Source organism: Rhizobium sp. FKL33 (assembly GCF_005222915.1).
In the GTDB taxonomy this organism is placed as follows: Bacteria; Pseudomonadota; Alphaproteobacteria; order Rhizobiales; family Rhizobiaceae; genus Rhizobium_E.
In genome coordinates, this window is sequence record NZ_STFX01000012.1 from 1 (window position 1) to 15,828 (window position 15,828).

Below are 15,828 nucleotides of genomic sequence, written 5' to 3' on the forward strand. Positions count from 1 at the left end.
AAATTATGAGTAGAAATGGAGATTGATTTGCCGCAGAGAGTGAAGTTGGAAACTCAACCCGTTCACACGCGGGCAGCAGATTAGGCAATCCGATCAGTTCAGGGTGAACCGAGCTTCGCATGTGGTCAGACAAAACCTGTCATGTCGACATTTTTGATTGCGTCCGATCCAGCTCTGGCCGAGGCGTCTAGCGCCCGTGTTCTCGGCAGGATCCGTTCGACGAAAAACCGGCATAGGTGATGTTTGCGCAATGTGACATTCGACCCGAACTGCGTGGCGAGAGAAGCCGCTCGCGCCATGCGCACCCACATCCAGCCGTAACAAACGAGAGCGAAAAACTGTAAATAGTCGTGGGCTGCTGCATTGACGTCGTCGATGTCATGGAGATATCGCATCAGATGACGCGTCAAATCTTCGAGACGCGACAGGGCGTCATCGACAGCGTTTGCCCAGGATTTGAGGTCTTCCGCTTCATTGTCGACCGATAATTCCGACCGAATGAGGCGGAACAGACGGAAAGGCAGTTCGCCATTGTCCATCAAGAGCTTGCGGCCCAGGAGATCCAGAGCCTGGATCCCGTTCGTTCCTTCGTAGATCTGGGTGATCCGGGCATCGCGGACAAACTGTTCGATGCCGGAATCTGTAATATAGCCATGACCGCCGAACACCTGCTGGGCCAAAACAGTCGTCTCGAAACCCATGTCCGTAAATGAGGCTTTTATGACGGGGGTCAGAAGGGCGACAAAGCCGGCTGACGAATGTCGTTCAGCCGGGTCGGCGCTGCGTTCTTGCTTCTCCATCTCAAGGGCTGTCCAGACGGCGAGGGCGCGCGCCGCTTCGATAAACGCCTTGCCAGTCAGGTGCATCCGCTTGACGTCGCCATGATGGATGATAGCGATAGGGCCCTCGCCATTTGCCGCTTTCCCCTGCAGCCGTTCACGGGCGTAGGCGAGGGATCTCTGCACGGCGGCCTCGGCCAGACCCAGGCCCTGCATGGCGACAAACAGTCGCTCGGCGTTCATCATCGTGAACATGGCGTTGAGACCTCGGCCGGCTTCCCCGACGAGCCAGCCAGCAGCATTCTCGTAATTCATGGCGCAAGTCGCCTGTCCGCGAATACCCATTTTCTTTTCGATAGACCCTACGGAAAAGGAGTTTCGGCCGCCGGATGCACCGTCCAGATCATATATGAATTTGGGCACGAGAAAGAGGCTGATGCCCTTAACTCCGGGAACGGCGTCTGGCAGTCGCGCCAGAACGAGATGGACGATGTTTCCTCCAAAGTCATGGTCGCCCGCGGTGATGAAAATCTTGCTTCCGGTGATCCGATATGTGCCATCTCCAGAGGGCTCGGCGCGTGTGCGGATCAAACCGAGGTCGGTGCCGGCGGCGGGTTCGGTCAAAGCCATCACCCCGGTGCAGGTGCCGGAAATCAGTTTCGGCAACCACAGGGCTTTGAGTTCCTCGCTTCCATGATGCGCTATGGCTTCAATTGCGCCGTGGGTCAGCCCGGAATACAGGCCAAACGACATATTGGCGCCGGCCAACATCTCGTCAAACAGCAGTTGAACAATGCGCGGTAGGCCCTGGCCGCCAAAATCCGGATCTCCGGACAGCGTGGGCCATCCATCCTTCACAAACGTCTTCCAGGCGTTCTTGAAACCGGTTGGCGTTCGCACGCCAATATCGTCCAGCATGCAACCTTCGATGTCGCCTATCCGATTGAGGGGAGCCGCGACATCGGCGCAATAGCGGCCTCCGGCTTCCAGCACGGCCAGCGCCATGTCGGCGTTCATTTCTTCCTGGCCGGGAAGCCTAGACATGACCGCGTCAAATTCGAAAACCTGCCTTAACAGAAAGGCGATGTCTTCCATCGGAGGCGAATAGTCGCGCATCTCGGGTCGGCTCCAGTTTGGGGATGTGTTGGTGCAAGAACCTTGGCGACGTCGCTTACGTCGCCGGCTTTGAGGGGCGCACGCGCGCGGCGGTCTTGTTGGCGAAGGCTTCAAGCCTTTCGCGCGCCGCAGGCTGGGTGTTCACCACGCCGGCGACCACCGCCTCCGCATAGGCCGCGTCGAAACTCGACATATTCTGCATGTGGCTGATGGCCGAGCAGATCGCAAAGTTGGTCAGCGGCAGGTTCTGAGCCGCCCGGCGGGCAATCTCGAGCGCCTTGTCGAGGGCGGAGCCGTCCACCAGATATTGTGCCAAACCCACCTCTATTGCTTCTTCCTGTTGATAGACGCGTCCGGTCAGCATCATGTCGATCATCCGGGCCTTGCCGACGAGACCCGCGACGCGGATCGTCGCACCACCGCCTGTGAATAGACCGCGCTGACCTTCCGGCAGGGCAAAATAGGCGCTGCGGTCGGCAACGCGGACATGGGCCGCGCTTGCGAGTTCCAACCCCCCGCCCACAACCGCGCCTTTGAGGGCTGCGATGACCGGGACGCCGCCATACTCCATCTTGTTGAACGCCTCGTGCCATCGCAGGCAGATATGCATGAACTCCGCCGGCGAACGATCCTGGCGATGATGCTCCACCAGATCGAGACCGGCGCAAAAATGATCCCCTTCTGCCGACAGGACGATCGCCCGTGCGCCCAACCGATGGGCGTTCGAGAACAGGGAGACGAGTTCCTCGATTGTTGCGACGTCGAGCGCATTGCGCTTTGCGGGTCTATCGAGAGTGGCCACCCAAACGCCGTCTTCAAGGCGATCCAGTCGAATGTTGACGAAATCGGATGGAAATTGTTCTGACATTGCTGCTTCTTTCTGAATATGCATGTTTGGACCGCCTAGGCTGTCCTGCTGTGCAGAGTCGCCAGCCTCAGGGCGAAGGAGGCGGATTTCAGACGAACGGCAGTTCGCAAAGGCTCGCGCGGACGATCCCCGTCTTGCGCTTCAGCTCGACCGTGTCGCCGGCCGCGCAGTCGCATGAGATCAAGGCGTAGCCGATGTTCTGCTTGAGCCGGAACGACCAGACGCAATTGGTCATGTCGCCAACCTTTTCGCCGTTTCGGTAAATCGGCTCCCAGGCGAAGTCCAAGGGCGCCGGTGAGCCCCCCTCCAGCTTCAGACCCAATTGATGACGCTTGGGGCCATCGGCTGCGATCCGTCTTAGCGCGCCGATGCCGATCGTATTATCGGGAACGTCGAGATCGATATATTTGCCAAGCCGCACCTCGAAAGGATTGGTGTTGTCATCGGTGTCGCCGCCACATGACACGAGACCGCTTTCCGTTCTTTCGGGCGTCATCGGCGAACCAGGGCCGATGTCGAATGGCTTGCCGGCCTCCTTGACGATGTTCCAGAGATCGGTCCCGCGCGAAGCGTCTTTCAGGTAGATCTCGAAGCCGCCCTGTTTTGACCAGCCAGACCGCTGCAAGGCGACGGGAATGCCGTCGATATCCGTCTCGCGAAACCAGAAATATTTGATCGACCTGACCCAGTCGCCGAAAATGGAGGCGATGACGTCTTCGGCTTTCGGGCCTTGGACTGCGAGCGGGGAGACATCCGGCTCGCTGATGTCGACATCGAGACCGCGTTCGGCGGCGATCGCTTTCGCCCAGAACCAGATGTCGCTGTCGGCGATTGAAAACCAGTAGCGGTCTTCGTCGAGCTTGAGCAGAATCGGATCGTTGATCAACATCCCGCGATGATTGCAGAGCGGCGCGTATTTTCCCTGGCCGACAGCCGCCGTCGCAAGATTTCTCGGGCACAGAATCTGGGCGAGCCGTCCCGCATCCTTGCCAACGAGCTGAACTTGTCTCTCGACCGCGACGTCCCACATCGAAACCCCATTGATCAGCCGCCAGTATTCCGCCTCCCGGTCGCCGAAATGCGCAGGCATGATCATGCGGTTATAGACAGTCGCGGCGGCGAGCCCTTCCGAAATCGTGGCGTCGAAAAAAGGCGAGGGGCGAAGGCGGGCGGTCGGCGATATGGTGAACAAGGAAGCAAACCTTTTCTGTGTATGAGGAGTGTGTCGGGGGCGGGCCATAACCTCGCCCCCGACCGTCGCGAGGTTCAATTCAGCCAGATGTTGCGAGCGGTCTGGAAGAAGCCGCCCATGGCGCCGACCGGATGCGGCGTATAGCCCTTCACATGGGCAGCTGTTGCTTCAAGCTGATTCTGGAAGACTGCGTTGACGAAGCCGCCGTCGTCATTGAGCATATGTTGCAGGTCGCAATACATCTGCTTGCGCTTGGCCTCGTCCAGCTCAGCGCGCGCCTGAACGACGAGTGTGTCGAAGGCGTCGTTACCCCACATGGTTTCGTTCCAGCTGCTGTTCTGCATGTGGGCAATCGAGAGAAAAGCGTCTACGGTTGGCCTTGCATTCCAGCCGGACATACAGATCGGCTTCTGCATCCAGGTGTGTGTCCAGTAGCCGTCTGAAGGCGTCTTGGTGACGGTGACATTGAGCGCTTTTGACGCCGATTGTTGAAAGGTGAGCGCAATGTCGTTGGCGGCGGCGCCAGGCTCTTCGGATGTGAAGATCTCGAGTGAGGATATGCCGGCTTTCTTAAAGTGAAACTTCGCCTTTTCGGGATCGTAGACGGCGGGTTTCACATCCTCGCACCAGTATTTGTAAGTCGGGCCGATCGGCGTGTCGGCGCTGATCACGCCAATGCCTTTGAAAACCTGGGTGAGAACAAGGTTGCGATCGAGCGCGTGTTTGAAACCTTTGCGGAAATCCGCATTGTTGGTGGGCGCGCGATCCACCATGAGCGAGAAATTCGTCAGCTGACCGGTCGGGGTGTTGTAGAGGGTGACCGTGGGGGACCGGCCGATCTGTTCCACCGCAAAAGCCGGCATGTCATAGATGACGTCGACATCGCCCGCGAGAAGCGCCGAAATCGAGGCGTTGGCGTCTGGCACGGGAATGAAGTCGAGCCCGTCGAGATAAGGCTTGCCCTCTTCGTAATAGCCGTCGAAACGCTCCATGGTGATCCGCTCGCCAGGCGCCAGATCCCTCACCTTGAAAGGGCCGGAGCCAACCGGCTTGGAAAAATCCTTGAAACCGGCCGGATGGATCGAGAAATGGTAATCCGAAAGGATCGTCGGCAGGTCGGCATTGCCGGAAGACAGGGTGATCCTGATCGTCGAAGAGTCGAGCGCATCAATCGCCGTCACCGTCGACAGAAGCGCTTTCGCCGCAGATTGAGAATCCTTGGCGATATGGCGATCCAGGGATTCCTTCACGTCTGCGGCGGTGAGGGACTGCCCGTTATGGAACGTCAGGCCGCTGCGCAGCTTGAAGGTCCAGATCTTGGCTGTCGGGTCGACGCTCCATTCAGACGCGGCGTCGCCTTCGACCTCGAGGGTCGGCAAGAAGCGGGTCAACCGCTGATAGGCGACGGTGAGATAAATGGCGTCGCCGGTCGAGGTCGCGCGCACGGGCTCCAGCGTGTCGTCGGTGTTGCCTTGGGCAATCCGCAGCCATCCGCCGCGCTTGGGCTCCTCCGCCCGCGCCTGACCGGCCATCGCCGCAATGCTTCCGGCGAGCGGCAGCAGCAGCCCCGCTGCCCCCGCCTGTCGGAAGAATTCTCGCCTGCTCAGTAATCCCGCCTCGTTTCGGCTCATGAACTCATCAACCTCGAACATTTTTTCCTCCCTCGCTGTCACCCCGCAGTTTTCCTCCCCGCCGGTGATAGGGAAGTGTTGTCGCACTTGTCCTGGTCCCGCAAACAACGGATATCGGCGCTTTGCCTCTACACAAGTTATGGGTTGGTCAGGCGACTTCGAACAATCCGGCGGCGCCCATGCCGCCGCCAACGCACATTGTCACGACCACATAGCGCACGCCTCGGCGCCGGCCTTCGAGCAAGGCGTGGCCGACCAGGCGGGCTCCGGTCATGCCGTAGGGATGGCCGATAGCGATCGCGCCGCCATTGACATTGACGATGGCGGGATCGAGATCGAGGTGCTGGCGGCAGGGTAAGACCTGGGCGGCGAAGGCCTCGTTGATCTCCCACAAGCCGATGTCTTCACAGCGAAGTCCGGCTCGCTTGAGCAGTTTGGGAACGGCATGGATCGGCCCCAATCCCATCTCTTCCGGCGCGCAACCCGCCACCGCAATCCCACGATAAAGGCCGAGCGGCTGAATACGCCGGCGTGCGGCTTCGGACGCTTCCATGACGATACAGGCCGATGCCCCGTCTGACAGCTGACTTGCATTGCCGGCGGTGACGCGGCCGCCTTCGAGGACGGGTTTGAGCGCCGCGAGCGCTCCTTCTGTCGTCCCTGGGCGATTGCCTTCGTCGCGCGCCAGCGTCACGTGTTTCATCGAGACCTCGCCCGTGTCGCGGTCCGTGATCCTCTGTATGGCGGATACCGGCGTAATCTCGTCGTCAAGCAGGCCGCTGGCTTGCGCCCGGGCCACACGCGCTTGCGATTCAAGCGCGTATTCATCCTGCATCTCGCGGGTGACGCCATATTTCGCCGCGACAATCTCGGCCGTCGCGAGCATCGGCATATAGGCGTGTGGAGACAGGCGCGTGACGAGCGGGTCCTGCTCTGAGGCCGCCCAGTCGAAATATCGCCCCTGCACTGCGGAAACATTCTCCTGGCCGCCGGCGACGATCGGCCCCATGCCATCGACGGTCACCTGCTTTGCCGCCGTGGCGATCGCCATCAGTCCTGAAGCGCATTGCCGGTCGATGGTCTGGGCGGCGGCGGTTTCGGGGATGCCTGCGGCGAGGGACGCCAACCGGGCGATGTTCATGCCGGCGGTGCCTGCATTGAGCACGCTGCCGAAAATGACATCCTCAATGTCCTCGGGATCGATCCCAGCGCGCCGCACGGCGGCCTGAATCGCATGCGCGGAAAGCGTTGGCGATTTTATGTTGTTGAATGACCCGCGAAACGCCACCCCGATCGGGGTGCGAGCGGTTGAGACGATAACGGCGTCTTTCATGCCTGTACCTTGTCAATGACGTATTGTGCGCGAAGCGCTTTCTTGTCCAGCTTGCCGACAGAGGTCTTGGGCAGGCTGGAAACGATTTCAATTCGATCCGGCGTAGCCCATTTCGAGAGCTGGCCGGCTGTGACCGCAGCGGCAATTCGGGCGCGAATGTCAGACTTGACGTCGTCCGCCGCACGGCGAGAGGCGACAATCAACAGCGGGCGCTCGCCCCATCTCGGGTCCGGACAACCAATCGCCGCCGCCTCGCTGACACCGGCGACTTCACTCGCCAGATTTTCAAGGGCCAGTGACGACACCCATTCGCCGCCCGTCTTGATGACATCCTTCAGCCGGTCGGTGATCCTCAGCGCGCCAGACGCGTCAAACAGGCCGACGTCGCCGGTATGAAGCCATCCGCCTCGCCACAGGTCTCCAGATCCAACCGGGTCATTCAGGTAGCCGCTGGTCAGCCAGGGCGCACGGACCACGATCTCCCCGGTGGAAACGCCGTCGGCGGGCACGTCGGACATGGTTTCATCGACGATCCTGACATCGACCATCGGCATCGGCTTTCCGGCGGCCGTGCAGTTTGGCGTCGCCTGCGGTTCAGTCCGCGTCGTCATCATGTCTGCAACAGTCAGGAAGGGGCAGGTTTCCGACATGCCATAGGCGGCGTTGATGGCGACGCCGCGCATGCGCGCTGACCGTGCAAGCGCATCAGACAGAGCGGAGCCGCCAATGATCACTCTCCATCCCGAGAGATCGGCGTCTTCGGCGCCCGGCGCATTGAGGATCATGCTGAGGATCGTTGGAACGCAATGCGAGAAGGTGACGCGGTGTTCTGAAATCAACGACAGAAGGCGCGCCGCCTCGTAACGTCCTGGATAAACTTGCTTTGCACCCAACATGGTTGCGACATAGGGAATTCCCCAGCCATGCACGTGAAAGAGCGGCGTGATCGGCATATAGACATCGTCGCGGTTGAAGCCGGAGCCGGGGATCGGGCCGAGGCCGGCGGCCACGCCGAGCGTGTGAAGCACCAGCTGCCGATGTGTGTAAAAGACTCCTTTAGGAGCGCCGGTCGTGCCAGTGGTGTAAAAGAGCGTCGCACGCGTATTCTCGTCAAAGTCCGGAAAACCCGCCACAGGGGTCGCCTCAGCCATCAGCGCTTCATATTCGCCGTCGGATTGCAAATCGGCAGGCGCCTGGACCGGATTGTCCTGCATCACGATCAGACGAAACGGGCGGGTGATCCGATCCCTGATGTCAGCGAGCAGCGGCAGAAAATCAACATGGCAGAGAATTGCGTCATCACCGGCATGATTGATCGTGTAGAGGACCTGCTCGGCAGAAAGCCGGATGTTGACGGTATGCAGCGTCGCGCCAATCATCGGCGCGGCAAAGAAACATTCGAGATAGCGATGGCTGTCCCAATCCATGACCGCGATCGTCGATCCCTGTCCCAGGCCCAACTCGCCCAGCAATCCGCCGAGCCGAGCGATGCGGGCGGCGAATTCAGGATAGCCATAGCGGCGGATATCGGCGTGAACGATCTCGTGCGGCGACTTTTGCGCCAGGGGGGCGGCCAGGATCTGCTTGATCAGCAAGGGATAGGGATTTGCGGTCATTGTTCCTCCAGACCGCCTATGTTCTCGAAAGTCCGCCGTGCTTGACAAACGACTATTGTCGATACTTAGCCCTCCGTCTGATGCATGCATAGCCGAGCCATAACCAGAACAGACCCATTTGGTGCGTTAAAGTTGTTTGCCCTCCCGCCGCACGGCATGAAGACTGCGGCCAGCCTTTGGGAGGGGGCGCATGTGCTTGAGCTCTTGATAAGCCGCCTGGGGCAGGGCGTGCTGACGCTTGTCCTGTCCTCGGTCATCGTTTTCAGCGCAACGGAGATTTTGCCGGGCGATGTCGCGGAAGCCGTTCTTGGACGATCTAAAACACCTGAGTCCCTTGCGGCGCTGCGAAAGGACATGGGCCTCGATCAGCCAGCCGTGTTTCGGTACGCAAACTGGCTTGGCGGCATGGCGACCGGGGATCTCGGCACGTCGCTCGCGACGAAACGGCCAGTGAGCGACATGATCGCCGACCGCGCCGGCAACACGCTGAGGCTCGCGCTGCTGGCGGCGCTCGTTTCTGTGCCGGTCTCCCTTGGCCTGGGGCTTGTGTCCGCCATGCATGCCGGCCGCGCGGTCGACAAGAGTCTGTCCGTCGCGACGCTCGTTCTGATCGCCGTGCCCGAGTTTTTTGTCGCTTTGATCCTGATGAAGATATTCGCGGTGGATCTGCGCTGGCTTTCGGCTTCGGCGAACACTCGGCCTTATTTCTCCCTCTGGGAAAATTTCCGCGCGCTCGCCCTGCCGGTGGCGACACTGAGTTTTGCGGTGGTCGCGCATATGATGCGCATGACGCGGTCTTCGGTCATCAACATCTTCAGCACCGCCTATATCGAAATGGCGGCTCTCAAGGGGCTGCCCAAGTGGCGGCTGGTCCTGCGACACGCTCTGCCGAATGCGCTTGCGCCGATCTTCACCGTGATCGCCCTCAATCTGTCCTACATGGTTTCAGGCGTGATCATCGTCGAGACGATCTTCGGCGTACCGGGGCTCACACATCTCCTGGTCGATGGCGTGAAATTGCGCGATATTCCCCTCATCCAGGCCTGCGCGATGATTTTCGGCGCGGTCTATATTGTCCTCAATCTCCTTGCCGACATGCTCTCGATCCTGGCCAATCCGCGCCTGAGGTATCCGAGATGACGGACAGCGCCAATGTCTCGACGCCGCGCTGGTCGCTGCTTCGCCTGAGAATGACGCCGACTGCGGCAATCGCATCCGCAGCGCTGTTCTTCTGGTTCATGATCGCGGTTTTTGGCCCGCTGATCGCGCCGCATACGGAAGCAGAAATCGTCTCGCAACATACATTTGCGCCCATGGGCGACGGCGGCTGGCTGGGGACGGACAAACTCGGCCGCGATGTGCTGTCGCGGCTGATCTATGGGGTGCGCACAACCCTGCTGCTCGCGCTGTTGACCACGGTCATCTCATTTACGCTCGGCGTCGGTCTGGGATTTGCCGCAGCAATCCTGAGGGGATGGTTCGATGTTGCGGTGAGCCGGATGGTGGAGGCTTTCATGGCGTTTCCGTCGACGCTTCTGGCGCTGGTCGTTATCGGCGCTTTCGGCACGTCGGTGACGGTGCTGGTGCTGACGGTCGGACTCGTCATGTCGACGGGCGTGTTCCGTGTCGCTCGCGCCCTGGCCATGGATATTGGCGCCATGGATTTTGTCGAGAGCGCCCGAGCGCGCGGGGAAGGTGCCATCTGGCTTCTGGTCGCCGAAATCCTGCCGAATGCGGCGGCGCCCCTGATTGCCGAGTTTGGTTTGCGGTTCACCTTTTCAATTCTCTTCCTGTCCGGACTGAGCTTTCTTGGTCTCGGCATCCAGGAGCCCGCTGCCGACTGGGGCCTGATGGTCCAGGAGAATATCGGCGGGCTGTTCCTCGGCTCCGCCGCAGCGCTTATTCCCGCCGCCTGCATCGCCTCGTTGACCGTCTGCATGAATCTCCTCGTCGACTGGTTTCAGCAGCGCCAGCAGGGTGAAACCGTTTTTGAGAAGATCGAGCAATGACGACAGTGTTGGATATCAGGGATCTCGTCGTTGAAGGCAGACGACCCGGAGGCGAGGCCGTTATAATTGTCAACGGCGTCTCGCTCAATGTCGGCAAGGGCGAAGTTCTCGCCCTGATCGGAGAAAGCGGTTCAGGCAAATCCACGATCTCGCTGTCGGCAATGGGGTTTGCGCGACCGGGCTGCCGCATCGCGTCGGGCGCGGTCGAGCTGAATGGCAGAGACATCATGGCGCTCACCCCCACCGAACGCCACGCGCTTCGCGGGCGGGAAGCGGCCTATATCGCGCAATCGGCGGCGGCTAGCTTCAACCCAGCCATTCGCATTGGACCGCAGGTTATCGAGGCTCCGGTCTTCCATCGGGTGGCGGACGCGTCCGGCGCCAGGGCGGCGGCGCTCGAACTCTATCGCCAGCTGGACCTGCCGAATCCCGAAACTGTAGAGCGGCGCTTTCCGCACCAGGTCTCCGGCGGACAATTGCAACGCCTGATGGCGGCCATGGCCATGTCCTCGTCGCCCGATCTCCTGATCCTGGATGAGCCGACAACAGCCCTCGACGTCACGACGCAGATCGAGGTTCTCAAGGCGTTCAAGCGCATGCTGCGCGAAAAGGGAACGGCGGCGATCTATGTCACGCATGATCTCGCCGTCGTCGCTCAGATCGCTGACAGGATCATGGTGCTCAGAAACGGCGTCGTCGTTGAAGAAGGGGAGGCGGCGCAGATTCTTCTTGACCCCCGACACGCCTACACCAGGCAACTCATGGCGGCCCATCGACCGGCATCGCGGCAGATTGGGGCCGATCCGCAGCCGGATGCGTCGCCGCCGTCCCTGTCCCTTCGAGGCGTCAGCGCTGGCTATGGCGCGATGACCATTCTATCCGACGTCACGTTCGATATCGCCAGAGGCGCCGTTGTGGGCGTCATCGGCGAGAGCGGTTGTGGAAAGAGCACGCTCGCCCGTGTCGTGGCGGGCCTGACGCCGGCGCGTTCCGGATCGGTCGAGATCAATGGCAAGGCTGCGGCGCCCATGCTTGCCGACCGCAAGCGCAGCATGCTGCAGGACTGCCAGATGGTGTTCCAGATGGCCGATACGGCGCTCAATCCTCGACACCGCGTGGCCGATATTCTTGGCAGACCGCTTACATTTTATCACGGTCTCAAGGGCCGCCGCAAAGCGGAGAGGGTCGCAGAACTGCTGGCGTTAGTGGATTTGCCGGCTGACTTCGCAGAACGTTACCCAGCGGCGCTGTCTGGAGGGCAGAAGCAACGCGTCAATCTGGCGCGTGCGCTGGCTGCAGATCCGACGGTCATTCTCTGCGACGAGGTGACCTCGGCGCTTGACACTGTGGTGGCCGCAGGCGTCATCGAACTACTCGACAATCTCAAGACACGCCTCGGCATCTCCTATCTCTTCATCAGCCACGATCTCTCGACTGTGTCTTCTTTTGCCGATCGCATCGTCGTGCTCTATGCGGGGCGGGTGGTTGAGCAAGGATCGACGCGTGAAGTCTTTCAGCCGCCATGGCATCCCTACACCAAACTGTTGCTCGGCTCTGCTCCAAAGCTGGAACAGGGATGGCTGGATCGTGTGTCGGATACCGATGAAGCGCGCGCGGCGAAGCAGGGCAGCGTCGTCCACAACGCCGCAGGATGTGCGTTTGCAAACCGCTGCGCGCGCGTCATCCCAGGTCTATGCGATGTCGTTGCTCCACCGATACGCGAACCGGCGCCCGGGCACCAGATCGCCTGTCATCTGGACCTCAGGGGGGCTCCACTCAGATGAGCCTTGCGGTGAATGATGGAAAAGGCGCCCGCGACATCAATCGACAAGCGCAGCATAGCTCAGCACGCGCAATTGGCGTCGCAACGCATAGGCGCTTGACGGGATCAACTGAGTCATGAGGATTACGGTCATTTGCTCAGCCGGGTCGACCCAGAAGGCCGTGGACGCCATGCCGCCCCAGGCGAATTCGCCAGGGCTGCCGGGGATTTTGGCGCGTTGAGGATCGAGCATGACTGAAAAGCCGAGACCGAAGCCGATGCCTTCAAAGGTTGTCTCGCTGAAATGAGATTGACCGCGACTGGCGAGATCGTCGCCCATATGATTGGACGCCATGAGGTCGAAGGTTTTGCGGCCAACCAAACGACCGCCCGGGGTCCTTCCGCGCGCCAGCAGCATGGAGGCGAATGCCTGGTAGTCATCCATCGTCGAATAGAGGCCGCCGCCGCCGCTTTCAATTGCCATGCCGTTTACGTTGTCGTCCGTATCGACGACCCTGCGAATTCTCGCGCCCTCTCGTTCATAAAGCGCGGCAAGTCGCGCTCTCTTGGCGGCGGGCACGACAAAATCTGTATCGCGCATGCCGAGAGGATCGAAAATCCGACTTTTGAAGAATGCGCCGAGCGTGTTGCCGGAGATGACCTCGACGAGATGGCCGAGAACATCGGTGGAAAGTCCGTAGCCCCAGCGCGCGCCGGGTTGAAAGGCGAGCGGCAAACGGCAAAGCCTGCCGATCGCCTCGGTCATGCAGTCGCCGGGCCGGTCAAAATCGAGCCCCGCTTCCGTATAGGCTCTTTCGACAACATTGCCCTCCGGATCGCCGTAGACGAGGCCGGATTGGTGGGTCAGAAGATCGTGGATGGTTATCGGTCTGGCCAGAGGGTTCGTGGCGTGAAGATTATGATCACCGCCGCGCCAGACCGGCAATCTTGCGAAATCAGGAATGAAGTCGGCGACGGGTTGATCGAGCTGGAAATGCCCCTCTTCGTAGAGCATCATGATGGCCAGGGATGTGACGGGTTTGGTCATCGAATAGATGCGCCAGATCGTATCGGCCGAAACCGGCGCATCGGTTTCGACGTCGCTATGTCCAATGCGTTCGGAAAATGCGAGGACGCCATGTCTCTTGATCTGCACCGCCAGCCCGGGCAGGCGCCCCGATGCGACATGATCGGCCATCCACCGCTCTATCCGCGCGAGCCGCGCCGGATCGAAGCCAAGACGTTTTTGAGTATCGCGATCGGTCACGGCCGCCTCGCAATGCGTTGGGCGGCGGATGACAAGACAGTGCTTGGACAAAGTACAGGTTTCATCCAATACCCTTTCCTCAAGAATGGATTTTCAAGACATGAGTCAAAAACTGCCACATCTCAATTGGTTGAAAGCCTTCGAGGCGTCCGCCCGCCATCTGAGTTTCACCCACGCCGCGACCGAACTCAACCTTACACAGGCCGCGATCAGCAAACAGGTGAAGCTGCTGGAGCAATATCTGCGCGAGCCGCTGTTTGAACGTCGACCGCGCAGTCTTCTTCTCACAAAGGTCGGCGCGGCCTATTTGCCCAAGGTCCGCGACGGCTTTGAACGCCTCGCCGCGGGCACGGAAGAAGTTTTTGGCCACAGGCGCTCGGAGGTGCTGACCTTGCGCGCGCCGGTCGGCTTTTCGGTGAACTGGATTGCCCCGCGGCTGAAAACATTCGTTGATCGCTATCCGCATAGGCCGATCCGTGTCGTGTCGAGCGTCTGGGGAGACGAGTTCGATCGCGAACGGGTCGATCTCGACATTCAGTATGGCAATGGACGTTGGCCGGGTTTCAAGGTCGATCGCCTGACCTGGGAGGTGCATGAACCTGTCTGCGCGCCTGGGCTTATCGACGGTCCGGCGCCGATCCGAGCGCCTGCTGATCTTGCAAAACACAGACTTCTGCATGTACTTGGCTATGAGGAGGGCTGGGGCACCTGGCTTGCCCAGGCTCAAGCTCCCAATGTGAACGCCGGCCAGGGGCTGCAATTCGATACGTCGCTGCTGGCTTTTGAGTTCGCCGCCAATGGCGGCGGCGTGGCTTTGGCGCGTTCGTCGCTGGTTGGACCAATGCTTGAAAACGGACGCCTTGTCCGCCCGTTCGATATTCCGGCGCCGCTGAACGAAGCGTTTTATCTGATGGCCCCGGATGACGAGGTCGAACATCCCGACGTTCCGGCTTTTCGGGAGTGGCTGCTCGAAGAGGCGCATGCTGATCCGGATAATCGACGTCACATGGGAGTCGGTTAGGGTGATCATCAGCGCGCCTGAAGTCGGACGCCGGCGTCGAGGCGGATAATCTCGCCATTCAGCATCGAATTTTCGACGATCGAGGCCACGAGGCTCGCGAATTCATCGGGTTCGCCAAACCGTTCGGGGAACATGCGTCCGTCAAGCATGCCGGCAATGACCTCTTCGGGGATGGAATCCGCAATTGGAGTGCGAAACAGTCCCGGCGCGATAGTCATCACCCTTACGCCCCATGGCATGAATTCGCGCGCCGCCTGCAGCGTCAGTCCGGCGATCGCGGCCTTGGAGGCGGCGTAGGCTCCCTGGCCGATCTGCCCTTCGAAGGCGGTGATAGATCCTGTGTTGATAATGACGCCGCGCTCGCCATCCTGGCCGAGGGGTGCGTTTGCTGTCATGCGCGCCGCGCATTTCGTCATGACACTGACTGTTCCGAGAAGATTTACAGAGATGACTTTGGCGAAACGGATCATGTCCACCGGGCCATCTTTGTTCACCAGCCGCATGCCTCCTGGAATGCCGGCGCAATTGACGTTTATGCGAAGCGGCCCATTTTCCGCTTCCGCCTCTTCTATTGCGGCGTTGACGTCTTCCTCTTGAGTGACATCACAGGCTTTTCCGAGGCAACCGATTTCAGCGGCGGCGTTCAGCGCCTTGTCCTTGTCCAGATCAAGGATCATGACTTTGGCGCCCGCCGCCGCGAGACGTCTCGCCGTCGCGAGGCCCAGACCCGAAGCGCCGCCAGTTACGATCGCCGAAACGCCGTGAATTTCCATGTCTGCCTCCAAGTTGACCGCGATAGAATGGCGAAAGCTTTGCAAGAAAGCACATGACCAATTCGTCTACTGAGGCCAACCCAAGGCGCGTCAACCTTGCAATCCGCAAACAGCTGGTGTTGCGACGAGGCGTTTCGGCTAAGGCGGTGTGGACGGATTGCCGCATTTAGCTGAAACGGGATTCCCCAACTGAGTGTTGTCTGATTCATGGGATGCCGACTGATTTGGAGGTCGGCATGAGCACGAAGATGACTGACGGTGATTGGGTAGTGGCGCTCGAAGTGTTTAGGGCCTCATTGCCTCGCCGGGGCGACAAAGGCCGTAATGACCGGCTTTTCCTGGAAGCTCTGCATTATTTTGCAGTCCACAATATCACCTGGCGGGCATTGCCTGAACGCTTCGGGAAATGGAATAGCGTGTGGAAGCGGTTCGATCGCCTGAGCAAAGCCGGCACGTTCGAT

The 15,828-nt window shown here is 60.2% G+C and carries 13 protein-coding genes; 5 read left to right on the forward strand and 8 right to left on the reverse strand.

Going from position 1 to position 15,828, the window contains the following annotated elements; genetic code table 11:
- Nucleotides 1-125 precede the first annotated feature (125 nt).
- From E8Q41_RS08690 to E8Q41_RS08715, 6 genes are all read right to left on the reverse strand, one after another.
- Nucleotides 126-1,895 carry an acyl-CoA dehydrogenase C-terminal domain-containing protein gene (locus E8Q41_RS08690; RefSeq protein ID WP_137155144.1) on the reverse strand — a complete coding sequence of 590 codons (1,770 nt, stop codon included), beginning with the start codon at nucleotides 1,893-1,895 and terminating at the stop codon, nucleotides 126-128.
- A gap of 55 nt (nucleotides 1,896-1,950) precedes the next feature.
- Nucleotides 1,951-2,763, reverse strand: coding sequence for a crotonase/enoyl-CoA hydratase family protein (locus tag E8Q41_RS08695; RefSeq protein WP_137155145.1), 813 nt, complete (start codon nucleotides 2,761-2,763; stop codon nucleotides 1,951-1,953).
- 88 nt (nucleotides 2,764-2,851) lie between these two features.
- Nucleotides 2,852-3,955, reverse strand: coding sequence for a glycine cleavage T C-terminal barrel domain-containing protein (locus E8Q41_RS08700; protein ID WP_137155146.1), 1,104 nt, complete (start codon nucleotides 3,953-3,955; stop codon nucleotides 2,852-2,854).
- Nucleotides 3,956-4,029: 74 nt separating this feature from the next.
- A complete protein-coding gene (locus tag E8Q41_RS08705) occupies nucleotides 4,030-5,607 on the reverse strand; it encodes an ABC transporter substrate-binding protein (protein ID WP_137155147.1) in 1,578 nt (525 codons plus the stop codon).
- Nucleotides 5,608-5,734: 127 nt separating this feature from the next.
- A complete protein-coding gene (locus E8Q41_RS08710; RefSeq protein ID WP_137155148.1) occupies nucleotides 5,735-6,919 on the reverse strand; it encodes an acetyl-CoA C-acyltransferase in 1,185 nt (394 codons plus the stop codon).
- On the reverse strand, nucleotides 6,916-8,535 hold the full coding sequence (locus E8Q41_RS08715; protein ID WP_137155149.1) for a long-chain-fatty-acid--CoA ligase: 1,620 nt from the start codon (nucleotides 8,533-8,535) through the stop codon (nucleotides 6,916-6,918). Before E8Q41_RS08715 ends, E8Q41_RS08710 begins: the two co-directional genes overlap by 4 nt.
- Nucleotides 8,536-8,727: 192 nt before the next feature.
- On the opposite strand from E8Q41_RS08715, the gene E8Q41_RS08720 reads away from it, so the two are divergent.
- Genes E8Q41_RS08720 through E8Q41_RS08730 form a run of 3 tightly spaced genes read left to right on the forward strand, consistent with a single transcriptional unit; the run spans nucleotide 8,728 to nucleotide 12,328 of the window.
- On the forward strand, nucleotides 8,728-9,675 hold the full coding sequence (locus E8Q41_RS08720; protein WP_246660132.1) for an ABC transporter permease: 948 nt from the start codon (nucleotides 8,728-8,730) through the stop codon (nucleotides 9,673-9,675).
- 50 nt (nucleotides 9,676-9,725) lie between these two features.
- Nucleotides 9,726-10,544, forward strand: a complete 819-nt coding sequence (locus tag E8Q41_RS08725) for an ABC transporter permease (RefSeq protein WP_205910380.1) — start codon at nucleotides 9,726-9,728, stop codon at nucleotides 10,542-10,544.
- Entirely contained in the window at nucleotides 10,541-12,328 is a 1,788-nt protein-coding gene (locus E8Q41_RS08730; RefSeq protein ID WP_137155152.1) for an ABC transporter ATP-binding protein, read from the forward strand. Before E8Q41_RS08725 ends, E8Q41_RS08730 begins: the two co-directional genes overlap by 4 nt.
- 36 nt (nucleotides 12,329-12,364) lie before the next feature.
- On the opposite strand, the gene E8Q41_RS08735 is transcribed toward E8Q41_RS08730, so the two are convergent.
- Nucleotides 12,365-13,573: a serine hydrolase domain-containing protein gene (locus E8Q41_RS08735; RefSeq protein ID WP_246660133.1), complete on the reverse strand. Its 1,209-nt coding sequence runs from the start codon at nucleotides 13,571-13,573 to the stop codon at nucleotides 12,365-12,367.
- A 43-nt stretch (nucleotides 13,574-13,616) separates the two neighbouring features.
- Between E8Q41_RS08735 and gcvA the strand changes: the two genes are divergently transcribed.
- Entirely contained in the window at nucleotides 13,617-14,594 is a 978-nt protein-coding gene (gene gcvA / locus E8Q41_RS08740) for a transcriptional regulator GcvA (protein WP_246660134.1), read from the forward strand.
- Between the two features lie 8 nt (nucleotides 14,595-14,602).
- On the opposite strand, the gene E8Q41_RS08745 is transcribed toward gcvA, so the two are convergent.
- Nucleotides 14,603-15,367: an SDR family NAD(P)-dependent oxidoreductase gene (locus E8Q41_RS08745; protein ID WP_137155153.1), complete on the reverse strand. Its 765-nt coding sequence runs from the start codon at nucleotides 15,365-15,367 to the stop codon at nucleotides 14,603-14,605.
- A gap of 236 nt (nucleotides 15,368-15,603) precedes the next feature.
- Between E8Q41_RS08745 and E8Q41_RS08750 the strand changes: the two genes are divergently transcribed.
- The coding region (locus E8Q41_RS08750; protein ID WP_170976415.1) for a transposase at nucleotides 15,604-15,828 on the forward strand (225 nt) is incomplete at its 3' end.